This window comes from Neoakkermansia glycaniphila, assembly GCF_001683795.1.
Classification (GTDB): domain Bacteria; phylum Verrucomicrobiota; class Verrucomicrobiia; order Verrucomicrobiales; family Akkermansiaceae; genus Akkermansia; species Akkermansia glycaniphila.
In genome coordinates this window covers 42609-67642 of record NZ_LIGX01000018.1, presented here as the reverse complement: position 1 = coordinate 67642, position 25034 = coordinate 42609, and the positions used below count along the sequence as shown (strand labels likewise).

At 57.2% G+C, this 25034-nt stretch carries 18 protein-coding genes and 1 tRNA gene; 14 read left to right on the top strand and 5 right to left on the bottom strand.

The annotated features are described in order from the left end of the window. The first annotated feature begins 40 nt into the window (after window positions 1–40). The 6 genes from trpA (at window position 41) to AC781_RS04805 (ending at window position 4983) form a co-directional block, all read left to right on the top strand. Entirely contained in the window at window positions 41–811 is a 771-nt protein-coding gene (gene trpA / locus AC781_RS04830; RefSeq protein ID WP_067774346.1) for a tryptophan synthase subunit alpha, read from the top strand. Window positions 812–1205: 394 nt separating this feature from the next. Then, on the top strand, window positions 1206–2327 hold the full coding sequence (locus AC781_RS04825) for a Fic family protein (protein WP_067774343.1): 1122 nt from the start codon (window positions 1206–1208) through the stop codon (window positions 2325–2327). Window positions 2328–2428: 101 nt separating this feature from the next. Continuing rightward, a tRNA-Val gene (locus AC781_RS04820) sits at window positions 2429–2503 on the top strand. Between the two features lie 174 nt (window positions 2504–2677). Next, window positions 2678–2935, top strand: coding sequence for a hypothetical protein (locus tag AC781_RS04815; RefSeq protein ID WP_067774340.1), 258 nt, complete (start codon window positions 2678–2680; stop codon window positions 2933–2935). Between the two features lie 467 nt (window positions 2936–3402). Next, window positions 3403–3897 (top strand): hypothetical protein, encoded by a 495-nt coding sequence (locus AC781_RS04810; protein ID WP_141675756.1) that lies wholly within the window; start codon window positions 3403–3405, stop codon window positions 3895–3897. 138 nt (window positions 3898–4035) lie between these two features. Continuing rightward, window positions 4036–4983, top strand: coding sequence for a hypothetical protein (locus AC781_RS04805; protein WP_141675755.1), 948 nt, complete (start codon window positions 4036–4038; stop codon window positions 4981–4983). A gap of 142 nt (window positions 4984–5125) precedes the next feature. On the opposite strand, the gene AC781_RS04800 is transcribed toward AC781_RS04805, so the two are convergent. The 3 genes from AC781_RS04800 to AC781_RS04790 all read right to left on the bottom strand — a co-directional run bounded on the left by AC781_RS04800 (window position 5126) and on the right by AC781_RS04790 (window position 13785). Continuing rightward, a complete protein-coding gene (locus AC781_RS04800) occupies window positions 5126–11743 on the bottom strand; it encodes an autotransporter-associated beta strand repeat-containing protein (RefSeq protein WP_071133388.1) in 6618 nt (2205 codons plus the stop codon). After that, entirely contained in the window at window positions 11694–12323 is a 630-nt protein-coding gene (locus AC781_RS04795) for a S6 family peptidase (protein WP_067774328.1), read from the bottom strand. Before AC781_RS04795 ends, AC781_RS04800 begins: the two co-directional genes overlap by 50 nt. Window positions 12324–12594: 271 nt before the next feature. After that, a complete protein-coding gene (locus AC781_RS04790) occupies window positions 12595–13785 on the bottom strand; it encodes a DUF418 domain-containing protein (RefSeq protein ID WP_067774510.1) in 1191 nt (396 codons plus the stop codon). 196 nt (window positions 13786–13981) lie between these two features. On the opposite strand from AC781_RS04790, the gene AC781_RS04785 reads away from it, so the two are divergent. From AC781_RS04785 to AC781_RS13655, 7 genes are all read left to right on the top strand, one after another. Then, window positions 13982–16276: a hypothetical protein gene (locus AC781_RS04785; RefSeq protein ID WP_067774325.1), complete on the top strand. Its 2295-nt coding sequence runs from the start codon at window positions 13982–13984 to the stop codon at window positions 16274–16276. 138 nt (window positions 16277–16414) lie between these two features. Further along, window positions 16415–16870: a hypothetical protein gene (locus tag AC781_RS04780; protein ID WP_067774322.1), complete on the top strand. Its 456-nt coding sequence runs from the start codon at window positions 16415–16417 to the stop codon at window positions 16868–16870. A gap of 13 nt (window positions 16871–16883) precedes the next feature. Then, window positions 16884–17279 (top strand): hypothetical protein, encoded by a 396-nt coding sequence (locus tag AC781_RS04775; RefSeq protein WP_067774319.1) that lies wholly within the window; start codon window positions 16884–16886, stop codon window positions 17277–17279. A 2-nt stretch (window positions 17280–17281) separates the two neighbouring features. Continuing rightward, window positions 17282–17509: a hypothetical protein gene (locus AC781_RS04770; RefSeq protein ID WP_071133389.1), complete on the top strand. Its 228-nt coding sequence runs from the start codon at window positions 17282–17284 to the stop codon at window positions 17507–17509. Window positions 17510–17539: 30 nt separating this feature from the next. Further along, window positions 17540–18091 carry an N-acetylmuramoyl-L-alanine amidase gene (locus AC781_RS04765; RefSeq protein ID WP_067774313.1) on the top strand — a complete coding sequence of 184 codons (552 nt, stop codon included), beginning with the start codon at window positions 17540–17542 and terminating at the stop codon, window positions 18089–18091. Further along, the gene (locus tag AC781_RS04760; RefSeq protein WP_083076578.1) at window positions 18075–19385 is read left to right on the top strand and encodes a phage portal protein family protein; all 1311 of its coding nucleotides are present in this window, start codon (window positions 18075–18077) and stop codon (window positions 19383–19385) included. Before AC781_RS04765 ends, AC781_RS04760 begins: the two co-directional genes overlap by 17 nt. A 296-nt stretch (window positions 19386–19681) precedes the next feature. Beyond that, window positions 19682–20386, top strand: a complete 705-nt coding sequence (locus AC781_RS13655) for a hypothetical protein (protein WP_141675754.1) — start codon at window positions 19682–19684, stop codon at window positions 20384–20386. Between the two features lie 83 nt (window positions 20387–20469). Here the strand turns inward: AC781_RS13655 and AC781_RS04750 are convergent, their stop codons facing one another. Then, a complete protein-coding gene (locus AC781_RS04750) occupies window positions 20470–20928 on the bottom strand; it encodes a hypothetical protein (RefSeq protein ID WP_067774304.1) in 459 nt (152 codons plus the stop codon). A 176-nt stretch (window positions 20929–21104) separates the two neighbouring features. Between AC781_RS04750 and AC781_RS04745 the strand changes: the two genes are divergently transcribed. Continuing rightward, window positions 21105–22661 carry a sulfatase-like hydrolase/transferase gene (locus AC781_RS04745; protein ID WP_218107254.1) on the top strand — a complete coding sequence of 519 codons (1557 nt, stop codon included), beginning with the start codon at window positions 21105–21107 and terminating at the stop codon, window positions 22659–22661. 33 nt (window positions 22662–22694) lie between these two features. Here the strand turns inward: AC781_RS04745 and AC781_RS04740 are convergent, their stop codons facing one another. After that, window positions 22695–24785 carry an alpha-amylase family protein gene (locus AC781_RS04740; protein WP_141675753.1) on the bottom strand — a complete coding sequence of 697 codons (2091 nt, stop codon included), beginning with the start codon at window positions 24783–24785 and terminating at the stop codon, window positions 22695–22697. Window positions 24786–25034 lie beyond the last annotated feature (249 nt).

Sequence of the window (25034 nt, the reverse complement as noted above, 5' to 3'; positions counted from 1 at the left end):
ACTTTCCATCCGTTTTTCCAACCAATCAATTATTCATTCCATGATGAGTTTACAAGAAACAATCGCCGCCGCCCGCGAAGAAGGGCGGCTGGCCCTGATTCCCTTCCTGACTGCCGGATTTCCTTCACCTGAGAGGTTCTGGGATGTTTTGGCGGAGATCGATGCGGCAGGTGCGGATGTGATCGAGATCGGCGTGCCGTTTTCAGACCCCGTGGCGGATGGCCCCGTGATCGAGGAAGCGAGCCGGGAGGCTCTTGCGCAAGGCGTTTCGCTGAAGTGGATTATCGACGGGCTGCTGGCCCGGAAGGGGCAGTATCGCGCCCGGCTGGTGCTGATGGGGTATGTCAATCCATTCATGCAGTACGGTTATGAGCGTCTGGCGAAGGATGCCGCCGAAGCGGGAGTGTGCGGTTTCATCGTGCCGGATATGCCGCTGGAGGAAGCTGGGGAGTTCCGCGCCGCCGTGAAGCCGCACGGGATCTCCATTGTGACTCTTGTCGGCCTTAATACCTCTTTGGAGCGCATGCAATCCTATGCCGCAGGGGCGGAAGGATTCGTGTATATTGTGTCCACGCTGGGCACGACGGGCGGCACGAACAATGCTATCGATCATGTGGCGGATACGGTCCGGAATGCCCGGCAGGCTTTCACTTTGCCGCTGGCTCTGGGCTTCGGTCTCAAGCATCCTTCGCAGCTCGATGTGCTGCCGCCGGATGCTCGTCCCGATGCTGCCGTGTTCGGTTCGGCTCTGTTGAAGCATATTGCCGACGGGCTGCCCGTGGCGGAGTTTTTTGCTCCGTGGAAGGCTTGATTCGGGCCGGAAGTTTTCCCGGAAGCCTCTCCTTTTTGTAAGAAGGAGAGGCTTTTTGTTGATGGCGAAAATGATTTTTGATGTCAACAAGAGGAATAGGTGATGCCGGGATAGTAACAAGAATATTTGTTGATATTAAAAGTTCCATCGGATATCATCAAGGTGATTTGATGTGATTCGAATAGGAAGAATGTGTTTTGTTGATGCTGAAAGGTGGTTTGGATGTCAACAAATATGGTTGATGATGGGAGAATAACAAGAAGAGGTTTTGTTGATACTATATATGTATTTTAATGTTTAGAAAGTTGATTGCTGATGTTAAAATTGTATTTCGGTATCAATAAATGAGAATTCGGTGTTGACGAATGATTCTTCATTGAATAAAATAATACGCATGAAAACTCCCTTCATTCCCGTGGAATTGCCGCCGCATACTCTGGACATTAATCGCTTTGTTCAGATACTCGGCGAAGCGAACAGATCTCTGTCGCGCTATGACGGCATGATTCACACCATCATCAATCCGGATGTATTGCTCTCTCCGTTCATCACGGAAGAAGCGACGCAATCTTCGATGATCGAAGGGACTTTGGCCACGGTCGATGATGTGTATGCCTGTGAAGCCGGCGTCAATCTTGGCGGCGGCAAGGAAGCCGATATCGTGGAAATCGAGAATTACCGCAAAGCTTTGGAATACGCATCGGCGAGCATTGGCGACAGGCCGTTCTCGCTCGGTCTCATTAAGGAATGCCATCGGCTGCTGCTGGACGGCGTGCGCGGCAGCACGAAAACGCCCGGCGAATTCCGGCAGGAACAGAATTGGATCGGCAGGCCGGGAGCCTCGATGGAAAATGCGACTTTTGTTCCGCCTTCTCCTTTGATTGTGGAAGCGTGCCTGGACGGTTGGATGCGGTATTTGCAGACGGATCATGTGGATCCTCTGGTGCAGAGTGCGATCATGCATGCCCAGTTCGAGATCATTCATCCGTTTCTCGACGGCAACGGCCGCATCGGCCGCTTGATGATCCCTCTTTTCCTGTATGTCAAGGGAGTGCTGCACAGGCCCATGTTTTACCTGAGTGCGTATCTGGAAGCGCACAGGGACGAATACTATGCCCGGCTGCATGGCGTACATGAATATGACGAATGGGAGGCGTGGATTCAGTTCTTCCTGAGAGCAATCGATTCGCAGGCCAAGGAAAACGTGCGCCGCTCGGCTGCAATCATTCGATTGTATGAAGACTTGAAAGAGCAATTCCGCCACGCGACGCATTCGGAACATGCTCAGAAGGTGCAGGATGCCATCTTTACCATGCCTACGTTCACGATTCCGAAGATGGTCGAACGGTTGAAAGAATGTCCGACGACGACGGCCCGCAGCCTGTTGAACAAGGTGGTGCAGGCCGGGATCGTGGAGCTTCGGTATGAAGCGAGCGGGCGGCGTCCGGCGGTGTACAGGCTGGCTTCTCTGCTGGATATTGCATCCGGCAGGGATGTAGCGGGATACGGCTATTGACGGAATTCGCTTGCATGAACTTTCTGCATGCAGGCGTTTTTCGGAAATTTGCGCTTGATTTCGCGGTAAAAGGTGCTAATGTAGTGCCGTAACCCGTTTGTGCACGGATAGCTCAGTGGTAGAGCGGCTGTTTTACACGCAGTTGGTCGGGGGTTCGAATCCCTCTCCGTGTACCATTATTTTTGATCAACCTTGAGCATGCTGTGTGTTCGAGGTTTTTTTGTGGTGTGGATTAGGATTTGTCTGACGATTGTCGCGGTTCGTTTCCAGGGTGCTAATTGTTAACGATGCTTGTTGACAAAGATATGCGTCGTTTTTAAACTGGCAGCAAGGTTCTATCAGAAAACGCTATGAGTGATGACGATGCAATCAAGACAAAGGATGTGGACGGCGTGGAACATGCAGCCGAGGATTTCGCCTATGTGCCCGATGCCGAGAAGCCGTCGACATGGAAGCTGCCCATTTTCGATACACACCATATCGGAGGGGCGCTGGCTGCAATGACCAGTGATTATCGAGGTCACAGGGTCGAGATTCCGGAGGAGGATCGGGATGCTGTGTTGCGGCGTATTCTCGACCGAAAAGCCGAGTTGGAGGAGGGGAGGTGATTGGTTGTATTGCGGCTGTTTCTGGTTGTTCTGTCCCTGTTTGTTTTCATGTTTTCGTCGGACATGTCCGTTAGTGGTGCGGGGAGAGTCGATACGACGGAGGGAACAGTGAGCAAAGGGTGTGGCCGATGTTTTGGGCAGGGTAGGAGTGTGGCTGATGAGGGATGACGCAGATGTTCGTTTTGGTTAGGCTTGACTGGGTGGTGGTGGTCGTATAGCCTAGAACATCCCTTATGATGACGTTTTCTCTTATAAATGATGTGCGGCGGTTTTGCCGCATGTGCCGTTTTGGTGTGGTTGTACTGGTTATGTGCTGCTGCCTTTGTTCCTGTTTTCCATTTTTGAGAACTGGGGAGAAGATAGGTGAATGCGGAGTGACTCATTCCGTGAGAGGTGCTGCTGTTGGAGATGCGGTGTATGTAAAGCGTGAGAAGGATGGGAAGGATCATTTTTATGTGCAGGTGGAAATGTTGCCATATGATCGCAGTCCCCATTGGTGGGGTACGGCTTCGTTCGGTACTTCACAGCCTGTGACTTATACGCGTGATCATGAGCGCCCGGTAGAAACGGCTTATGTGGAGGTCAGCCGATGGGTGGCTGATCGTTTGTCGGAACGTTGCCGCGCATCGGAGGCCGATGAAAGAAGAGGAACGGAGTGGCTGGTGTTGTCGGCGTCTTCGTTTGATCCGAAGGAAGCGAGGATTTATGGGAAAATAGGTAAGAAGGGAAGAATGCTGTTTGCCGATCCGCCCGAGTCGTACGAGTCGAATGTGTATCTGGAACGCCTGATGACAGGCAGGACATCCACTTATTCGGTGAATGGACAGGCAAGTTTGCTGGTGCGTGCGACCCAGGGGGTAGCGATCGTATGTGTCGATGTGCCCGTGACGATGGTTCTGGCTGTGACGAGTCCTGTATGGGGCGGGGTTTATTACCTTTTCAATCCCGGTTGTTTGCAATAGACCGGATTTTCCGGTATGGTGGCTTGACGCGGGCGCTGTGCGGGGGTAGCATCGGCTATGTCTTTTTTGACCCATTCTACTCTGTTGTTAGCCGTTGCGGTGGCTCCGTTGTTTGTTGCTCACGCTGAAGATATTCAGGTGAAAATGAAGGGGGGCGGCGAGGCTTCCAAGGAGTTTGTTCTGTTGAACGGCCGTTTGAAAGTTCGTTTGCCGCAGGGATGCCGGATAGAGGGCCGCCAAAGAGGGTTGATGGAGCCGGAGGCCAGCGGCGCTTCCGAGGCGAGGATGGTACTTGATCGGGATGGGAAGAGGATGGTGTTTTTTGCCCGGGAGTTGTTTTCCTATGCGCAGGATGGTTATCCGGAGGCAGAGTTGAAGGCGATGAAGAGTCTGAATGATAGGGGCGAGGTCTATCGGTTGGGCAAGGCGGGTGAGGATGTGACGTATGCCTTGCGCAAGGAAAAGCCGGATTTCGACGGTTCGAGCGGTTATCTATATGCGGTGGCTAATGTGCGCCAGAAGGACGGCAGTTTGCAGAGGGTGCAGCTGTTGTTCGATGAGGAGTTCGCCACGAATCATGCCGCTTGCATGAAGATGGCCGAGGAGGTGGTGATGTCTCTGACGCCAGGTGGCGGCGTGTTGCCGCTCGACGCGCGGGTGCAGTCCTTGCCGTCATACGAGGAGGGGAAGCGGTATGCAGTCGATGTGCCGAAGGGGTATGTATACCATATGCAGGAGGGAGACGGTTTTTATATTGCGGTGTTCGAGAAGATGCGCCGTGCCGGAAGCGACGATTGGGGTGGTCTGAGTGTGTTTCTGGGCGATCATCCCGGGATGTCGTACCCGGAGTATGGTTTGAAGAAGGATGATGCCGTGGAGACGAAGAAGGCAGCTCTGGCCGGATCGGAGGCGGAGTGGATGCTGTTCGAGATGGAGGAGGGATGGATGGCGGAGGCTGTTGTGCCTGCCGCCCGGAGAGGGCGTGAGGAGATTTTTCTTCATGTGACGATTATGGCTCCAAGCCGTAAGGAGGCGGAGGGGCTGATGAATGTTGCCCGGTCACTGAGGATTGTGCCGTCGAAGTGAGCTGGCGACTGTTTTTGCTCGGTGTTGGCGCGAGTTGGATGTAATGGGCTATCGATGAAGAAACCGGGAGTTGTGAGGCTCCCGGTTTTTTCGATGTTTGCGGATTGCGGTGAGTGGCTGGTGAGGTTCGTCCGCTGTTGCTTTATGCTATTCTTCTGCGGCGGACGAGGAGTCCTGCTGCGCCGAGGAGGATGAGGGCTGTGGTGGCGGGTTCTGGGATGTTGGAGGTGCCGTTGGCCGTGTTGTAGGCCATGGAGGCGAGCCTTGGTGCGAATATGGCCTGTATGCCTGTGGCGGAGGCGGTCGTTCCCTGTCCTGTGATGGTGATGTAGGCGAGTTGGTTGTTTTCGTCGATGTTTTCGAATTGGAGGGTGTAGGTGTTGGTGTCGAGTCCGGCGAGCCAGGCGGGGAGGTTGTTGCCGTTGACGGTGAAGGAGGTTCCGGCCAGTGTTTCCGTGTCGAGGGCGCCGTAGGCGATGTTGAGGCGGATGCTGAGGTCGCGTATGTCGTTCGTGAGGACGAGGCCCGTGCCTGCGGTAGCGTCCGTTCCGGTGAGGAAGGTGACGTAGGATGAGTGGTATGCGAGCTGGCTGATGTCGATGCTGTTGCTGTTGTCCAGCGTGAGGCTGCCCTGTAAGACGAATAGTTTGGGATCGTTGCCCGTGCCAATGTATTCCAGTGTGGTGTTGGCGAGGCTGAGGGTGCTTTGGCTATCGCCGAGTGTGATGTTGCCGATGATGGAGGCCCCATTCATGGCGAGGGTGCCGATTCCCGTTTTGACGATGGAGACGCTGCCTGTGACGGTGCCGCTGAAGGTGGTGTCGACCGCCGATGCGACGTTGAGCCGGCGCGGCGGGACGACGACGGGCTGACCGGAGGTGTTGCCCGCATCGATGATGCTGTGTTTGTTGCCGGAGAGTCCGGCAACCGTGGTGTTGGTGGTGGCAAGTATGAGGGAGGCTTTATGCTGCGCATCTTGTCCGTTGAGCGAGACGATGGCATTGGCGGCTCCCTGCTGGTGGTTGAGGACGGTGGTGCCGATGGTGTTGACGGTTCCGGTGAATGTGTTGGCGGTGTTGACGATGGCGATGGCTCCCTGTTCGATTCGCAGTTCTCCGTTTCCGGCGATGTTGCCGTTGAGGCGGGCCGTGGTTTCGATGGAGAGGGCGGCATTTTGAGCGATGGCGATGTTGCCGGAGATGTCGGCGGCGTTTCCGTTGAAGCGGAGGGCCAACGTGCCTTGCGAGACGGTGGTGCCCCCGGTGTGGGTGAAGGCGCCGTCGATGCGGAGGAGGCCTGCTCCTGTTTTGGTGAGGCTGCCGTTTCCGGTGATGGCGTTGGCCATGGTGATGGTGGCTGTATCCGTGTTGAAGGAGCGCGTGCCGTTTGTGCCGTTCAGGATGATGGCGCCGACAGTGCCTCCCTGGTAGTTTTTCCATCGGAGCGTTCCTTGGGTGAAGGTGAAGTCGCCCGTGCCGAGGGATTGGCGGTTGGTGATGCAGAGCTGGGTGGCGGCTGAGTTGAGGGTGACGCCTCCGGTGAAGGTGTTGGCACCGGAGAGGAGGAGGATAGGTGTTTCACTGCTGCCGGTGATGGAGATGGAGCCCGTGGCTCCCGCCGCATCGCTGATGGTGCCGGAGAGTTCGGTGATTTTTCCCCATGTGAGGGCGATGTTGAGTTTTCCTCCGAGGGTGATGTCGCCCGTGAGTTTGTAGCTCGGCGCGGCGAGGGTGCCTCCGGCTCCGTCATAGACGGCCAAGGTTGATCCGTTGGCGAAGGAGAGGTCTGTGGCGTGGGTGGCTGTGCCCGATTTGAGGGCGAGGGTGGCTCCGGATGCTATGTTGATGCGCCCGTGGCCGAGTGTGGAGACGGCGGTGTTTTTGTCGATGCCGAGTTGCAGGATGCCCTGTGCGACGTCGATGGTTCCCGTCCATGCCGTATTTTGCGTTTTGCCGATGATCATGCTGCCTGTCCCCTGTTTGGTGAGTGTGCCTTCGCCGAAGAGGTCGCCGTTCCATGTGAGGTTTTTGCCGTTGGTGTGGATGGTGCCCGTGTCTCCGGCGGCGATGGCGATGGTTCCTGTGGCGGTGCCCGCTGCGGTGAGGAGCCATGTGCCGTTGTTTTTCATGGTGACGAGTCCGGCTTTGGAGATTCCGGCTGCGCTTATTTCGGTGCGGCCGCCTTCAAGGGTGAGGTTGTTGCCGGAGAGTGCGGCGTCAGTGGCTTTGAGTGTGCCTCCGGTGCGTACGATGATGCCTCCCGTGCCGAGGGCCCCAGCCGTTTGTGCATTGACGATGCCCTGGCGGATGTCGGTGCCTCCCGTGTAGCTGTTTGCCGATGACAGTGTGAGGGTGCCGCTGCCTTCTTTGGTGAGGGAGGCGGTGCCTGTGATGGCTGCTCCGGTGACGGTGTAGTTGTCATGCCCGGTGACGAGGATGGAGGCGGGGGCTATGCCGCTGCCTCCGAGGGTGAGGGTGTGGCTGGCTGTGGTTGCGGAGGATTGTTCGGCAAGGGTGAGGTTGTCGAAGTTGTAGTATGTGTTGTCGGAGGAGGTGATGTTGGCCGTGTTGGCTACCGAGGTTTCGAGGGTGCCCGTTCCTTTCCAGACGACGTTTTCCGGCAGTCCTCCGGTGATGTTGAGGATGAGCCGGTTGTTGTTCGTGCCTCCGAGGGTGAGTGCGACTTTGGTGCGGGATTGTACGGAGGCACCGGATAGGGTGAAGGAGCCGAGGTCGAGTGGCCGGGTGCTGTCGATGAGGGTGTAGCTGCCAAGGCCCAGTCCAGCTGTGGGGTTTAGGCCGATGGTGACGGTGCCGGATGCGATGAGGTTGACGGATGCCAGGCTGTCGATGAGGAAGGTGCTTCCCGAGAAGGCGGTGTTGTACAGGAGGGTGTTTTGCCCGGAGAGGGTGAGGGTGGCTCCGTGCATGTCGAGGTTGGTGATGCCGCTGCCTCCGAGGTCAAGCACGGTGCCGGATGCCATGGTGGTGTTCATGGATCCCAGTGCATTGGTTCCTATGGCACGCAAGGTGCCGCCGGAGATGAGGAGGTTGCCTGTTTTGCCCGTGTTGTTGCCGGAGAGGACGAGGGTGCCTGTGCCGTTTTTGGTGAGCTGGGCAGTGCCGGAGAGCTGGCCGGACAGGGTGAGTGCGGTTCCGGCGCCGGTGTCGATGGTGGTGGTTCCGTTGATTTTGACGGTTCCGGCCAGTGTCTGCGCTCCTCCCGTGATGTTGAGTTTGCTGTTGGCATTGAAGACGAATCCGTTGGCATAGGTGTATTCTGCGCTTGCGGCGGATGAGGCCAGGTTGAGCGTGGTGCCGTTGATGAGGGTGACGGTTCCCGTGCCGAGGGCGGTGCCTGCCGTGGCGGAGGTGGCCGATCCGGAGATGGCAAGTGTGCCGCCGTTGATGTTGAGGTTGCGGAATGTGTTGTTGGATGCTGCGTTCAGAGTGAGCGTGTTGCCGTAGAGCTTGGTGAGGTCGTAACCTGTGCCGATGATGTTGCCGTTGATGGTGGCGGCTCCGTTGTAGGCGCCGATGGAGACGGATTTCATCATGGTGATGTTGCCGTTGATGGTGCCTCCGTCAACGCGAAGGGCTCCCGCTTTGGCTACGTCGCTGGCGTTCCATCCGGTGCTGTTCAGGATGAAGTTGTTGTCGAAGGTGCCCGAGAGGTAGGCCTGTGCACCTTCATTGACGACGATGGTGCAGCCTGTGCCGATGTTGTTCTGGGCGAAGGTGTGGCGACCCGCATTGAGGTTGAGGGTGCCGCGGAAGTCGCTGGCCGTGTTGGTCAGGAGGTTGCCGCTCATGGCGACGTTGAGGTTGAGCGTGCCCGTTCCGGTGAGTTTTTGCCCGAGTGCAACCTGTGATGTGATGTTGAGGGTTGCTCCCTGGGTGATGACGAGCGTGTTGGTATTGCTGCCGAAGGCTCCTGCCGCCGTGAGGTTGTAGGTGCCTGAGGCGAGGGTGGCGGTGCCGGTGTATGTGTTGGCTCCGGAGAGGGTGACGGCTCCGGGCAGGGTGGTTCGGTAGGTGACGTCGAGTTTTCCGGCGAGGCCTCCCTTGAGTTCCGTGCGGTTGACGAATTCAAGGCCGAGGGTTGCTGCGGTGGCTGAGGTGTTGCCGACGGTGCCTCCTGCAAGGTCGAGGTCGCGCAGGGTGGCGGCGCGGCCGTTGAGGTCGAGGATGCCGCCATTCAGGATGCTGGTGCCGGAGGCCTGGTCAAGCGCATGGTCGGTGTCGAGCCGGAGGGTGATGCTGCCGGCTGCCGATTGGTCCCGGTTGCCCCTGATGATGATGTTGCCTGTGGTGGCGGAGGCTGATTCAAGGGCGATGATGCCTCCCTGCGTTCCCTGAGCATCGATGAGGATGCCGTTGGTTCCGTTGGCGGCCAGCGTCTGGCCGAGGATGAGTGTGCCGTTGCCTCCGAATCGGTAGGTTTGGTTGGCGCCGACGGTGATGTTGCCCGTGTAGCGGACGGTTCCCCATGCGCCGAGGGCTGCGGAGGGTTTGGATGTCATGTCGAGGTCGGCAGTGGCGGAGGCTCCTTCATTTCTGATGAGGAGGATGCCTTCCGATGAGGCGGATGTTTTGCCGATCATGAGCTGGGGCGTGTTGCCCAGCGAGGCCATGGTGCCGTAGTCGAGGTTGACCTGGCCGGAGCCGAGGGCCGCGATGTCCGTGTAGTCGAGGATGATGCGGCCTTTGATGTCGATGCCTCCGCTGAATGTGTTGGCCGTGTTGGTGAGGACGACGGTTCCGGTTCCGTACCGGTTGCCGACGGTGAGTTTGCGGGCTGTGCCGTCTGCGCTGTCTTCAAGCCGGAAGTTGAGGTTGAGCGTGCCTCCTCCTCCGCCGACGGTCCAGTCGCCGTTGACGGCTCCGAGGGTTTCGGATGTGCCGTTTTGGCCGTATTCGATGGTGCGTCCACTGGCTGCACCGACGATGAGGCCGGAGTGAGTGGAGAGGTCAATGGCGCGGTCCTGATTTCCGGTGAGGGCGACGACGCCTGTGGAGGTGCGGTCGATGATGGGAAGTACGTCTGTGAGGGCTTGCCCGGCTCCGATGTTTTCAACAAGGAGGACGCCTTGTTCCCCTATTTTCCATTTGTTGGTCGAGGTGTCGCCCATGGCGGCGAGGCTGCCGCCGCGGACATAGCCGTTTTCGATTGTTTTGGTGCCGGAGAAGGTGTTGCTGCCCTGCAGGTAGATGCCGGAGCCTCCCGTTTTCAGGAAGTTGCCCTGGCCCGAGATGTTGTTGGCATAGGAGATTTCCGGTGAAGCCGCCGATGTGATGGCGACGTGCATGGTGCTGCCGGAGCCGTTGAGGGTGACGGTGCCCGTGTGGCCGTAGAGGGCGGGGTTGACGGTGCCCGGCTGGCTGCCGTCGACAGATTCTCCGTTTGCGAGGAAGATGCCTTCCGTGAGTTTGAAGGTGCCCTGGTTGACGATGATGTCGGCCGTGACTTTGGCGTGGTCGGCAATGGTGAGGGTGGCTCCGTTGTTGACGGTGATGGTGGAGGTGTCGAGGTTGGCGTAGTGCCAGTCGTTGGGGTTGGTGTAGGTGGTTCCCCCTGCGTGCTGGGTGACGGTGCCGCGGATGGCAAGGGTGCCTCCGTTGACGATGTAGCCGCCGCGGTTGCCGGAGTTGCCCGTGAGGGTCCATGTGGAGTCGGCGCTGCCGGGGTTGTAGATGACGGTGAGGAGGCCGTTGTTCTGCGTTTTGCCATCGAGGAATCCACCTTTATAGGTTTGGTTGCCGCTGCCCGTGAAGGTGAATGCGGTGGAGGAGCTGGTGCCGAAGTTGGCGATGACGGCGCCGTCGTCATGATGGCTGATGCCGTTCCACGCGAGGTTGTGGCCGTTCATGTCGAGGATGCCGCCGCGGAAGCCGAAGGTGAGTGTGCCGCCGATCTGGTTTTCGCCCATGAGGACGAGGGTGGCTGCACCTCCGTTCAGGAGGATGTTTTTGGCGGCATAGCCGTTTTGCCTGTCGAGGATGATCATGCCGGCTCCGCCGAGGTTCAGGTTGGCTTCGTTGTTGCCCGTGCCTGAGATGACGAGTGTGCCGGCACCGATTTTACGCCATTCGTCTCCTGCTTTGCCGGAGAGGCGCGTTTCGACGAGGGCTCCGCGTTCGATGATGAAGCCTGCCGAGTTGAGGGTGAAGGAGGGATCTGCACTGTCGAGGATGTAGTCTCCCTTGAAGGTGAGGGAGCCCGCGCCCATGTCGATGGAGTTTTGCAGGATGATGGTTTGCGGGGACTGGGTGGCGTCGAAGATGAGGTCGCGGGTGGCATTCATCTGGGCGTCGGTGGCGGCTTGCGTGCCGTTGGGGTTCCATCCGATGATGCCGTCGGCAAGGCCGTGGTAGGTCCAGGAGCTGCTGTCCTGCGTGAGGGTGCCGATGCCCTGGCTGTCGGTGGCTTTCCAGAGGATGGCTCCGCCTGTGGGATCGACGGTGATGACCGGGTCTTTGTAGGAGGCGATGGTTTGCATGCTCCATTCCGGCGCTGCCTTGAGGTAGCTGGTTTTTCCGTATCCGGCTCCGGTGCCGCCTCCTGCGGAGTTGGCTGCGAGGTATTCCCATCGGTTCGTTTTTTCATTCCAGGCGAAGACGGGGCTGCCGCTGTCGCCCCCGAGCGTGCCGATTTGAAGGACGTTGTCGGGGTCGATTCCGGGTTCGATGACGAGGGAGAATCCCCAGTTTTTATTGGCATCCATGCCTCCTCCGATGAATTGGATGGTGCCTCCGCACATGACCGTATCCGAGGTAGTCCTGCTGGCCGTATCCGGTGGCAATCGCCGTACCGCCGGCTCCGACGCGAAGGACGAGGCCTTCACCCTTGGCCAGTTTTTGCATGATTTCCGTATCCGTCATGATGGATACCGCTTCCGTTTCCGTGACGATTTTGTTCAGGCGGGTCAGTTTGAAGTCCGTCGAGCTGAATTGGTCGGCGATGCGTCCGTATACGGTGCTGTTGGCATTGCCGATGAAGCGGCCGGAGAATGTCATGTTGTCCGTGTATCCGACATGTCCGGCCGAGGCTGTGAATTGAGGGTCGACGAGGGATGCGAATGCGCCGTCGTTGACGCTGTCGAAGCTCATCATGCGGGGGATATAGCCGAGGATGGAGCCGTCTTTTCCGTATATGGGGACGTTGAGTGCATCGGCTGCGAACTGGCCCCTGTTTTCCGCAAAGTCGCGGTAGGTGACGACGGGTATTTCCGGTTTCATGATGCCGGCGTGGGCATTCGATGAGATGGCAACGAGTCCGGAAGAGGCGATCAGAGACTGCATGAGGCATTTCCGGAGAGGAAGAGGTAAATGGATTTTCATATTAGAGGGATTCTTAATATTGTTGTCCTTGTAAATCTACCCTGAGATGTTGTCAAACTATATAATTACATTTTATCTAATTGTTGGATAGTTGTATACGGGGTTGTTGCCCATTCTTTTTATTACTGAATGGCGTGTGCCGGTTGTTGTGCGGATTGGCGGGTGATATGTCCGCCGTGCTCCGAGATGGAAAAGCCGGACGGCATGAAGTCGTCCGGCTGCAAGAGGGGCAGTGTGCCGCAGGATGGTGTGCGGCGTTTACGGCTGGCGTTTACGGCTGGCGTTTACGGAAGGGTACGTTGAATGTGGTGAAGGTGAGGCATCTCCAGAGCCATTCCAACGGGCCGTAGCTGAAGTGGCGCAGCCAGACGGGTGCGAGCGCCATTTGCAAGCCGAAGAAGAGGATGCCGTACACGAGGCTGAGGGCGACGCCAAGATGGGCATACATGCCGAGGCCGTAGTGGTAGAAGGCGAGGGTGCCGATGATGGATTGGCTGGTGTAGCAGGTGAGGCTCATTTTGCCGACAGGGGCAAGTCTGTTGAGGGCAGGTTGCCAGTGTTTTCCGGCATACAGCAGGATGAATCCGCTGATGAGGACGAGGGTGAAGGCTATGTTGGCGTAGGAGGTGACGATTTTTGTGGCGATGGTGGCGGATGCCTCGGAGAGGCCGAAATCGGGGATGAGGCGGTTGAATTCGAAGAGGGCGGCGAAGGCGAGCAATGAGATGACGATGATTTTCCGGCAGAGGGGAAGGTGGCGTTCGTAATGCTCGAAGAAGCGGGTTCTGCCCAGCAGCATGCCCCAGATGAAGAGGGCGACGATTTGCCATGTGCGGCCGTAGTCGATGTAGAAGAGCCATTTGGCCAGCTGGCCGGACCATGAGTTGTATTGGACGACATCGAGGAAGGAGCCTGTGGAGTAGACCTGGGCTCCGCCGATGAAGAGGTCGATCATCCGGCTTTGGGGCAGCTGGAAGGAAGGATCGGATACGGAGTGGAAGAATTGAGTGATGAAGGGGATTTGCAGCATGCAGGCGGCCGAGAGGGCGAGGAGCCATTTCGTGGGCATGCGGTAGAGGAAGAGGAGGCTGAGGCCGAGGATGGCGAAGACGGTGAGGACGTCTCCGCAGTAGAAGAGGCCGTGGATGTAGCCGAAGCCGAGGAGGATGAGGAGGCGCCAGCCGAAGCGGAGCGTGAAGTCGTTGCCTTTCTGGGCTTGACGGTCCATCTGGATGAAGAAGCTGAGGCCGAACATGAGGGAGAAGATGGCATAGGCTTTTCCGGCAAAGAGGAAGAAGACGGTTTCATAGATGTGTCCGTTCAGGGTGGCGAGCCATGACGGTTCGCCGTTCGGGTACATGTTGAAGTCGAAGTGTTCCAGTGCGTGGACGATGAAGAGGCCGAAGAGAGCGAAGCCTCGCAGGGAGTCGATGATTTGAATGCGGTTGTTGGCGGGAGACATGGTTGCAGGTTGGATGATGTGTCTATTGATACGGCCGAAGGAAGGCGAACCTTTCCACCTGTTTTGCATTGTATGATGGGGGTGGGGTGATTGCGGGAGGAATTAGCCCTCCCGGGCGGTATTGCCTCGCGGAGTGGTGCGTGTCAGGATGGTGTGCATGCGAGGAACTCAATATGATATAGAATCCATATCCGGGATGCGCTACGATTTGCTGGTTACGCTGAAGAGCGATGCCGGCATTCCTCTTGCCGTATCCGATTATGAAATTGCCGGGCATGTCCAGTGTGCGGCCTCACCGCTTGCACTGGATGTGGTGTCTGTGGATGAGGACCGTGTGCGCGTGTCCTTCGGGCCCGTGGAGCAAGGGTATTACCGCTATGATTTGTTTATACGGTACCGCGGTTGCCATGCGGAGTCGCGTCTGCTGTATGGACGCCTGACGGTAGCCGAACGTTTTGGCGACCGGGAGGAGTGTTCCCGCAACGGCGGGGATGAGCTGGAAGTCGTTGTGCAGCGAAGCGGCCAGGTGATCGAATGCAGGCTGATGCAGGTGACGATTGTTTCCGCAGCCGATTGGGCTGCGATACAGGCGTGCGCCGATCGGTCGGAAGAGTCTGCCGAAGAGGCGGAACGTGTGCTGGCTCGGGTCGGCTCGGAGACTGCCGAGGCGGTGCGAACGGTTCAGGAGGCGGCGCAACAGGCGGGTGTATCTGCTGCTGAGAAGGCGAAGGCTGCCATTGCTGCGCAGGCTGAAGAATCCGGCGATACGATTCGCCAAGTAGCCGCGGAGCAAGGTGCATCGGTGTGTCAGTCGCTTGAATCGGCTGCTGCGGTTTTGACTGACGAGTTGCGCCAAACGGAGCAAGAGTCCGTGCAGAGAATTTCCGATCATACGTCCGTGCAGTTGGTGCAGGCCGAGGATATGCTGGCGACCGTCTGCCAACAGGGAGAAGCAACTCTATCTGCGGCAGTGACGAGCGGTACGGGTACGATTCGTGCCGCAGCCGATTCCGGCAAGGTGGCGATTGACGATTATGTGGCTTCTACGCAGGCCGATCTTTCTCGGAAATCGCAGGCCAATATATGGAGCGGTGTGAATACGTTCAATGCACCCGCTGTTTTCAATGCTTCGGTCTCGGTTTCGACGGCGACCCCGCTCGGTGCCGATCCATTCACCGATACGCAACGCCTGACGGGATTGCTCGACGGTCAGCAACTCCAAGCCCTCTACGGCGGCAGGCCGCTCCCCCTCACCTATGAGACGCACGCTACCGATGCCTATTACGATGGTTCCAAGCGTGCCGGGTATGCCTTCATGTTCGGTCGCGCGTCGGCGGTGGGTGCGTGGCGCAGTGCATGGCTCACAAGCCAGCAAGTCATCTCCGGCAACATGTGGGTCAACGTCCCAACCTCCACGGGCGGCACCCGCCGCCAGACGGCCCGCACGGGCACCTATGCCGTCAACATCCTGCCTGCCTCCAGCAACACGGACAACATAACATCCCCTCCCCCCGTCGTCGTCGGGCTCAACACATTCTTCACGGGCCATGCAGCGGGCGACTCCCTGCCGCCCACCAAAAGGCCGTGGGATCCGCATATCATCCAGCAGCCGCATCACGCCAACTGGAATCAGCCCAAGGCTGTGGTATGTTGCGAGGCGCACGGCCACAAAATAGCCACCCTGCACATCTACGTCGGCTATGGCGGCAGCGTCATCGACAAGGACGTAACGCCCGCCTCCATCCGTTACAACTGCATTCCCTGCATCCGGTACAAATCCCCCATTGCCAACGTATCCACCATCACGACCATCTACATTACGGCTGATTCCAATGGGCAGGGCTACCACAACGGCACTACCCGCACCTACATTCAGACCAGCGACGGCCAGCTCGTCTCCGTCATCGGCACGCCGCTGGACCAGCGTTACAACTCCGTGGGAGTCCTCGCCCTCTCCAAGGCAGGCACGCAGGCCGCCGCCTGCATCCGCGACATCGTACACTATCCCAACATACGCCCCGCCAGCTACTACGCTAACTCCGTCCAGTACTACAACCCCGTACACCCCATCGAAACGTGGCTTGAAAGCAACACCACCCACAAAATCCAGCGGCCCGCAAAACCGCTGAAAGAAAAAATATCCATCGCCTACGCCGCCGCCGCCCCGGAAGAATACCCTTGCGACATCCTCAGCGCCAACATAAACGGGGGAGTCATGGACGCCCAGACGCAAGGCAACTACAGCTCGCAACTCCATATCTCCAAGGCCGCGCAGGATATGCAAATCACATGTCCTGCCGGATGGGTTATCGATGTGGATATCTGGTCGGAGGATTGGTGCGTGGCGGAGGGGAATACGCTGCATATTATGCAGAACGATACAGGGGTGGAGCGCTACGTTTCCGTGTGGATTTACGCGCCCAACAATACGAATACGACGGACGGTACGAATGTCGTCTGGGAATACGGTATCAATCAGATGAATAGCTAGGTATGGGCTCACAAAGCGTTTCCGTATTCATGTTTTTCCCTGCATCCGGGCAGCGGTTCCGATCCAGAAGAAATCGTAGCATTCCGGTATGATGCACCTGTATACTTACCCTCGTTTCATTTTCCATTTTTTATTTCGATGAATCCGCAACTTCAAATTACCTGTCCTTCCGGCGATCGGGATGCCGCTCTGATCGTTGCCGCAGGAATTCCGTTCCGCGACAATCTGTTTCAGCCGCGCGGCATCGCGGCCGGCGATTTGCCTCCTGATCTTCTGGAGGTATGGCACGCTTCTTTTTCCCGGCTGGGGGCTCTTGAACCCGGCGAGTGGTTCGCTACTTTCGTGGTGATGGATCCCGGCGAACGGGTGACGGTGGCCTGTGCCCCGAAATCCGTGGCTGTGAAGGAGCCGATTTTGTGCTGTACGGTATCGAGAGCGTATGAAGACGGTTCGCCGTGCGATCCTCTGTCATTCGTTTTGAGCGATGCCGCTTCCTTGCACTTTTTCGAGGTACTGACTTCTCCGGCCTTCTGGGCCGACCGGGGTATTGAGCCGATTCAACAAGGCTACCGCCATTTTCAATTCAACAATTAATATTCAATTTATCATGTCCAATCAACACGAACACGCGCTTGACATCGCCAAAGAGATGTTTTTCAAGTACGCCAAGCTCAAGGGGCTTTCCATCCAATGCTGGGATGACCTCGATTTCAAGGAACAGGCCGCATGGGTAGGCCTGGCGAATTCCGTTCTGCCCATTCTGGTGCGTCATGCGTATGACGATCTCAAGGAGTGTGCCCGCTCCGGCGGCTGGGTCCGGTGGATTCTGGCTGCCGTGAGCGCCGTGCTTGGCGCCGCCGGTACGTTGCTTTTCTCCGGCTGCAGTTCCGTGCCGTCCGGTTCGGTTCAGCAGTGGGACGATGCCCACAGGTTGCTTCACGCAGTGACAGGCACCCGGTGTACTCTGGTACAGCCCGGCCCGGTTACGCAATTTACAAAATGACCATGTGCGACAACGTTAAAACCTATTTTTCCATTCTGCGGGAGTATAAAGCCGAGATTATCATGATGATCGGGTTTGTGCTGACGGTAGGGATTTATCTGGATTTCCGCAATTTCATCGCGGATACGACGAAGATCCAGACGCAGCAGACGGAGGTTCTCCGGACGATCGAGACCCGCCTGACGAACCTCGAACACAGGCAGTCCCAGAAGGATGCTTTCAAACCGTGATTTGACATTTTCAACCAACTACATACGATTATGAATATAGCATTATCCATCGGGCACCATCCGAAGGCCCAGGGAAGCGATTCGGCCGACGGCCTGTTTACGGAGTATTCCTTCTGGAAGGAGCATTTGCCCGAACTCGCGCGAGAGCTGGAGGCGCTGGGCCACACGGCGACGGTGGTGAACCGTTCCGATGCGGGCGGGCGTACCCCATCCTATGCCGCCGCCGCGTGCAACGAGACGTGGGCCGATCTGGCGATCGAGTTTCATTTCAATGCTTCGGAGTCGAAGCATGCATCGGGCACCGAGACGTTTTACTGGTATACGTCCGCACGGGGTAAGATTGCGGCGGAGATGGTGCAGCAGGCGATGGTGGATGTGCTCCATCTGCGCGACCGAGGCATCAAGTCCGTTGCTCGCCCTGCGGAGAACGCCTATGAGTTTTTCCATCGCACGCGAATGCCTGCGATTCTGGTAGAGCCGGCTTTTGCCGGCAGCAATATGGCGGATTGCAACCGCCTTCGCGACAATATCGCTCCCCTTTGCAAGGCTTTGGCCCGGGCGCTCGATGATTTTTCCAACTGAAGCAGCCATGTGGTGGAGCAAAAAAGAGAAGAAGAGCGGTGCGGGGAGCCTTTCCGTGCAGCAGGATGCCGCGTCGAAGCTGAATGATTGGACGGTTTCCGATCTCGGCCCCCGATCTCTGGCCGCATTGAAGGAGTCGACTTCAAGCGGACATGTGGATCAGCTTGAGCAGCTGTTCCGTACGATGTGTGCGGAGTGGGATACGCTGAAGAAGGATCTGAACGATGTGTCGAAAGCCGTTGCCTCTCTTTCATGGAGTGTGGCTCCGTGGGCCGAGTCCGGGCAGGCTCCTTCGGAGGAGGCTCATGAGGCCGCCCGCATGGTGGATGCCGCCTTGTGGCATGCGCCGAGTATTGCACCGGGAGAGTGGAAGCACAATTTCCTCGAATTGGTCGAGTCGGTTGTGTATGCCATGTACCGGGGACAGACGGTGCATGAAATTTTGTGGGAATCTTGCGGAAAGCTCGTGTTCCCGGCGGCCTACGTGCCGATTCTTCCCCAGTTCTTCGGCTGGTCGATCAGCAATGGAGAGCCCGACAGACTGCTTCTGTTCCCGGACGGTATATGGGCGTCCGATTCGGCGCGGCCCTTCGATCGCAACAAGTTTATCGTGGCCATCAATAAATCGGGGATCGACCACCCTTTGTTCAATGCTTCGCTGCGTACGCTTGTTGGCTGGTTCGGTGCGAGCCGCTGGGGGTTGACGTGGCTGATGCAGTATTGCCAGGTGTTCGGTCTGCCTATTCGCCATTTCATTATCGACGATGAAGAGATTCAGCGCAAGCTGGAGGCAGAATTGTCCCGCAAGGGCGCAAGTACGACTATTTTTTCTTCGTCGGCTGCCCGTCTGGAAATCCACGATGCGATGAAGGGTTCCTCTTCGTTGCCGACGGCAACGCTGATTGAGATGGCCGACCGTGCCTGCGATAAGCTCATCCTCGGGCAAACCCTGATCAGCGATACAGGAAAGAGCGGCAGCGGGGCTTATGCCCTGGGCAAGGTGCATCAGGGCATTCGTCTGGAAATCATCACGCATGCCGCCCAGTTCGTGGCGAATGTGCTGAATGCACAGCTTGTGCCGGCGATTGTGGAGCTCAATATGGGCCGCGTATCGTCTCCCTTGCCGGAGATCGTTTTCTCGGTGCCGAATTCCGATATCGACAAGGATAAGCTGGATTTCTACGACGGGATGATCAACCGCCTCGGCATGCGGCTCTCGGAACAGCGAGTGTACGATGCCTTCGGACAACCCATGCCGCAGGAGGGAGAACGGGTTTTCGAACCTCTTCGTTGATATCGTTTCCGTTCGTATGGCGGAATACGGGGGTGCAAATCGGCGTGTGTACGGTTTGCACCCGGATTTTTATGGACGCATGAGATTCATGAAGATAGGTTTAGTGGATGGATATCGGATTTTGAATCCGTTATGCGTGCGTAAAAGATGGAATAACAGCCTCTGCTGAGACTTCCGGAAATTTCATTATGGGCAAAATGTACATTTTCTATTTCAAAAAATAAAAAAAACTTTTAGCGACAATATATTATTCTTTGAAATTGACAACGGATTCAAAATCTGTATGATGCCTGCATATGAGAATCACATTCTTCTCTCTTGCTTGTGTGGCTTCCATGGTTTCCGCGACGGCTTTAGCCGGAACAGTCCAAATATTTTCGCCGCTTGCGACGATAACTGCACGGACTTACGATGCGGGAGGCCGCCTCTGTAATACGAATCTGACGGGCAGCGATGTATCCGGCTGGCTTTCCGGGCAGGCTGATGGATGGTATACCACGACCGGGAATAACGATATACGATGGGGATATGCCAGCATTGATGCAACAGCGCAAAGCCTTTCCCTGCCGAACATGAACGGCACGGCAGGCGTATGCGCCGGGCAGAAGTTGACCGTCAACGGGCTGGATGCCTATACGGATATGACGTTCAGCTTTACCCTGACGCCTCCGGCCAGCACGGGTTCTTCCTATACATGGTCCCTTTGGTACGAGACGACGACGGGTTCGACCGTCCAGCTTGCCAAGGAATCGAAAGGTTCTTTCACGACTCCCTGGAATGTTTCCTATACTGTCGAAGGGACGCAATATGCCGAGATGGCTCAGAACGGTAACGGGAAAATGTATGTCGTGCTCGGAAGCACGGGCGGCCCGAACGGCCCTACGGCTACTATTACCGATCTTTCCCTGATGGCGACGGAAGCCGTCGTGCCGGAACCGGCGGCGGCGACTCTCGGTCTGCTGGGCTTTGCCTCCCTGCTGATGCGCCGCAGGCGTTCCTGAGGCCAGTGCGGCAAAGGATCTTGTTTTCTTTTGCAGATGATGCTTTGCAAGCGACGGTATGCTTCGGGCTGCCGTCGCTTTTCTTATTCCGGATTCAGGGCGGCGGGTTCCCACTGGTCGGCGGTACCGCGGTTTTTGACGTAGCTCGTTTCGGCAGGCAAGCCCTGTATTTCGTAGGATAGGGCTCGGCCCGTTTCATCGAAGAAGATGGAGATGCGGGTTTTGCCTCCCTTCGCCATTTTCATGTCGTAGGTGCGGATGACGGCGTTTTTGGTCGTGCTGCCCAGAATGGAACATCCGGGAAGTTTGGCAAGAATTTCGTGGACGGCGGCTTCGCTCTGGTAGAGAGGCAGGTTTTCCAGAGGTTCCGGCACGAGCTGTTCGAAGGTTTGCCGCTCGTGCAGGTAGTTGGAGAGTACGATGCCGATGGCCAAAATGCCCGTGAGAGCCAAATATCCCCACAGGGAAATGCGTCCCATGGTTTTCAGCCATTGGCGCAGCTTCTCCTTGCCATGCAGGTGGGAAAGGGGGATTTTGTGCATCAGCAATCATGATAGCATGGCTGCCTGTTACTGTCGATGATATAATGCGGCCTTCGCCCATGCTGACGCAATGCATGCATGACGTTGCCGGGCACGGTACCCGGATTGAAAGTTTGACATTTTTTCGATTTGATGTACGTATATCATTCATGCATATTTGTTGTCTTCTTTTTTGTTTGTTGATCGGCCTGCCGTCCCTGGCGGCGCAACCGAGTTCCTTCAGCTCTTCCCGAGGGGCCAAGGACCGGCAACCGAATATCATTCTGATTTATGCGGACGATCTCGGGATGGGATGCCTCGGCTGCTACGGGCAGGAGGTGCTGAAGACGCCCCATATCGATCGTCTGGCGAATCAGGGTATGCTGTTTACCCGCGTTTACAGCAGTCCGTACTGTTGTCCGGCACGGGCGAGCCTGCTGATGGGGGTGCACGATAGCCATTCACGCTCCTATACGCAGACTCCCGGAGGTATGGAGATCGAGATGGACAGGAAGGGTGTTGCGCTGTCCATGCTGGATGAGAATGTGGAAGCCGCCCGCGCCATCAAACCGGGAGCGAACGAGGTTTTCCTGCCGGAGTTGATGAAGAAAGCGGGGTATGTGACAGGACAGTTCGGCAAGCTGGATTGGGGTTTCATGGCGAGTCCGTCGGAATTGAAGCGGCACGGCTGGGATGAATATGTGGGGTATATGGATCATGTGCGTGCGCACGGTTTCTATCCTCCCTATCTTTGGAAGAATGGAAAACCTTTGATTCTGGAGGGCAATACGTTGGCCGATGCGGGCAAGACGCAGGAGCGCTATACGCCGGAGACGACGAAGAAGCGGCGCGGCAACCGTGCGGGCAAGGCGGTCTACGCTCCGGACGTGCTGCTGGAGGAGACGCTGGATTTCATGCAGCGGCACCGGACGCAGCCGATGTTCATTTTCTTTTCGACGAATTTGCCCCACGGCCCGGTCGATGTGCCACCGGCCTATTTGAAGAGTATGGATATGGCTGCCGTGCGGAAGGCCGGGCGTGCCGCCGGAATCCCTGAACCGGAGATCGACGCAGCGGAAGAGTATGCGGCCATGGTGCAGTATCTTGACGATCAGGTCGGCAGTATTGTCGAGAAAGTCAAGGAACTCGGATTGGAGGAGGATACGGTGATCGTTTTCGCCTCGGATAACGGCCATGAATTGTATTACCGCCAGAACAAGGCTCTGGGGCATGCGAACAATTACCATGGCGGCGTGATCGACGGTACAGGAAAGATTTACGATGTCTTTCGCGGCAACCGGGGGACGGTAGGCAAGGGCAGGTCGATGGTGGATTTCGCCAATCTGAAGTGGAGCGATCGCGAAGGAGGCCTGCGCGTGCCGATGATCGTTTGGGCGCCGGGGCGCGTGCGTGCGGGAAGCAGCAGCGATGCGCTGATTGCGAATTACGATCACATGGCAGCTTTCGCCGATCTGGCCGGGGTTCCGTTGCCGGAAGGCAAGGATGCCGTATCGTATGCTCCTTTGCTGGATGGGGGCAATCTGGCTCCGCGGCCCTATGTGGTCGTGAACAAGATGGTGGTCACACAGGACGGATGGAAGCTGATCAAAGAGAAGGGCAAGGAGCTGCTGTTCGATTTGAATGCAGATGCGGGTGAGCGCCGGGATTTGTCCGCCGAAAAGCCGGAAGCGCTGGCCCGCCTGCGTGCCGTTTTCTCGAAGGAAGTAGGCAGCCCCCGCCGGGACAAGGAATGACGGGGGCTGTGCGTGTTTTCTGGGGAAGGCTGTTTACCGGGCCGGTTGGCCGTTCCAGACGAAGACCTCGAAGGGCTCCATCTTCCATGTGACGGGGGTGTCTATGTCGATGGCTTTCCCGGTGATGCCGTCGAGCGGCCGTTGGTCGCCATAGGCATTGTCGAGCCGAAGTTTGCCGTGGACAGTGGCAGGGATGTCCATGATCTCTCTCAATGTGGCTGTGTATGATTGGGGCTCCTTGGAGGAGTTGCGCAGCGTCAGCGTGCTTTTTTCCGGAGTCCAGGCGGCCCATCCGTAGATGTTTCCCGTCTTTTTCTCGCCGTCCCAGGGGTTGCCTCCCACCCAGTGGATGTCGGCAAAGATGCCGATATTGCTCCGGTACCATCGGATGGTCCGGGCGAGTTCATCCCAGAGGATTTCATCTTTTCCGAGCGAGGTCATCAGGGCGTGGTCGATGTATAGTTCCTGAATGCCCGAACCGCAGCCGAAGGCGCAGCGCATTTCGTGTTTGATGCTTTCGATGTCGTTGGGCATGCTTTTGGGAGCCCCACGTTCGGAGAGCATAAGGCCGTGGGTCATGATGGAATTGATGGGGCAGAGCGGGGAGTTTCGAACGAAGGCATTGTAAACGACGCTGTCGCGGTAGGTGATCCATTTTTCCCGCGCGTTGCCTTCTCCGGCCTGTCCATGGTCGCCGCCTTGCCGCCAGATGGAATCTGCATACATGTACCAAAACGGCGAAGCCCATGTGCCGACCGTGCAGTTGATGAAAAGATCGGGCTTTTGCGCCCGCAGAACCTTGGTCAGTTCGAGGATGCCTTCCACATCCTCTTCGCGGCCGGGTGCCGGTTCCTTGGCGCTGGGGTTGGTGCTGATGCCGTCGAACTTGAAGTAGCGCATGTCGTAGTCCTTGACCATTTGGAGGCATCGCCCGCTGAATGCGTCGAAATATTCCTTGTTGGCAAGTTCGAAATTGTTGATTCTGTTTCCGGGGTGCTTGTCGTTCCAGTTTTTGATTCTGGCCGCCTTGGATGCGTAGTATCCTCCGACGGGGCCGAGCCATACGCCTATGCCTGCCTGCTGGCGGCGTGCCAGTTCGTCTGTTTTGCGGAAGCCGTTCGGGAATCCGCCATGGAAGTCCCACAGGCTGTTGAAGTCGTCCCAGCCGTCATCCCAGACGAAGGCGTCGAGGTTGATGCCTCTCTTCCGGTAGAATTTGTCGTGCCATGCGTTCAGTACTTCGACGGTTTGTTCTTCCGTCAAGCGTTTCATGGGGTCCATGTCGTCGTTGCGGAAGATGTTGAGTTCGTACCATGAGTTGTAATGCACGAATGCGCGGTGCGGAACGGCCCGTTCACGCTCGAAGTAGGCAAGGAAGGACCGGCGTTCCTGACCGGGGGCAAGCAACCCGATGACGGACGAGATTTCCCATTTTTGTCCCGGTTGAAGTGTTGCGCGGCGTATCCATTTACCCTCCACGGCCGTTCCTCGATCGGTTTTGCGGAATGCGTTCAGAGCTGCCGGCGTTTCCAGTGCGAAGAACGCATTTTTCCCGATGACGAGGGAACCGCGCGTGTTGCCGGGTACGGAAAGCGATTGTCCATCTGCGGACATGCAGTGCAATGCGGTGATTTCGGCGATTTCTGTCGGCTTCCCGGCGCTGATGGCAAGCTCATGCCGCAGGTAGGAGGAACCGTCTCTCAGGATGGCGCGCCACTGGATGCTCAGGTTACCGTCCGGCGATGTCATCGTGGCGGACAGCGCCTTGCCGGGGTGGCGCAGGGCTGCCTTGGCGGATTGCGGGTCGGCTGGCAGGTCGGAAAATATTGGAGTCGTCGTTTTCATTTCCGAACTGCGGATCGTACGGCCGTTTTTCAATCGCAGGGTGAAAAGGTCGTCGCTGTTCGACACGATTTTATGCTGGCCGGAGGAAACTTCCGTAAGGTGCAGGGCCCCATCGTTGAACACATACGAAGCATGCAGGGTGCTGTTGCCCAAATGGAATTCGTTTTGTGCCGCCATTGTTTCGGCTGTACCTAGCTGGCCGTCCGGATAGGTGATGCCGGAAGCCGAGAGTACGGTTGCTCCAAGAAGCGCGGAGAATATGAGGAGCGATATTTTCATATGGCGTATTTTCATCAGATTATTTATAGTATAAGCGAAAATGAGAAGTATTCTTTCATCTAATGTGATTGCGGGTTGTTTGGTTTCCTGATTTCGAGGGGAAGGGGGGGTGAAAGTGTTCCTGAATGTTCGAGAAAGGCAAGGAGCAGATGCTTTATGCTGGAAGACATGGACAGTTTTTCAACAACAGTGCTCGATGCAGATGGCGGTGCACCTTTATATGCCGTAGTGGTGGCACGAGATTTACGC

Bases quoted from the DNA above. Each gene is read 5' to 3' on its own strand.
- trpA (WP_067774346.1), top strand. From the start codon at position 41: ATGATGAGTTTACAAGAAACAATCGCCGCCGCCCGCGAAGAAGGGCGG.
- AC781_RS04825 (WP_067774343.1), top strand. From the start codon at position 1,206: ATGAAAACTCCCTTCATTCCCGTGGAATTGCCGCCGCATACTCTGGAC.
- AC781_RS04815 (WP_067774340.1), top strand. From the start codon at position 2,678: ATGAGTGATGACGATGCAATCAAGACAAAGGATGTGGACGGCGTGGAA.
- AC781_RS04810 (WP_141675756.1), top strand. From the start codon at position 3,403: ATGTTGCCATATGATCGCAGTCCCCATTGGTGGGGTACGGCTTCGTTC.
- AC781_RS04800 (WP_071133388.1), bottom strand. From the start codon at position 11,743: ATGTGCGGAGGCACCATCCAATTCATCGGAGGAGGCATGGATGCCAAT.
- AC781_RS04795 (WP_067774328.1), bottom strand. From the start codon at position 12,323: ATGAAAATCCATTTACCTCTTCCTCTCCGGAAATGCCTCATGCAGTCT.
- AC781_RS04790 (WP_067774510.1), bottom strand. From the start codon at position 13,785: ATGTCTCCCGCCAACAACCGCATTCAAATCATCGACTCCCTGCGAGGC.
- AC781_RS04785 (WP_067774325.1), top strand. From the start codon at position 13,982: ATGCGCTACGATTTGCTGGTTACGCTGAAGAGCGATGCCGGCATTCCT.
- AC781_RS04780 (WP_067774322.1), top strand. From the start codon at position 16,415: ATGAATCCGCAACTTCAAATTACCTGTCCTTCCGGCGATCGGGATGCC.
- AC781_RS04775 (WP_067774319.1), top strand. From the start codon at position 16,884: ATGTCCAATCAACACGAACACGCGCTTGACATCGCCAAAGAGATGTTT.
- AC781_RS04770 (WP_071133389.1), top strand. From the start codon at position 17,282: ATGTGCGACAACGTTAAAACCTATTTTTCCATTCTGCGGGAGTATAAA.
- AC781_RS04765 (WP_067774313.1), top strand. From the start codon at position 17,540: ATGAATATAGCATTATCCATCGGGCACCATCCGAAGGCCCAGGGAAGC.
- AC781_RS04760 (WP_083076578.1), top strand. From the start codon at position 18,075: ATGATTTTTCCAACTGAAGCAGCCATGTGGTGGAGCAAAAAAGAGAAG.
- AC781_RS13655 (WP_141675754.1), top strand. From the start codon at position 19,682: ATGAGAATCACATTCTTCTCTCTTGCTTGTGTGGCTTCCATGGTTTCC.
- AC781_RS04750 (WP_067774304.1), bottom strand. From the start codon at position 20,928: ATGCACAAAATCCCCCTTTCCCACCTGCATGGCAAGGAGAAGCTGCGC.
- AC781_RS04740 (WP_141675753.1), bottom strand. From the start codon at position 24,785: ATGAAAATATCGCTCCTCATATTCTCCGCGCTTCTTGGAGCAACCGTA.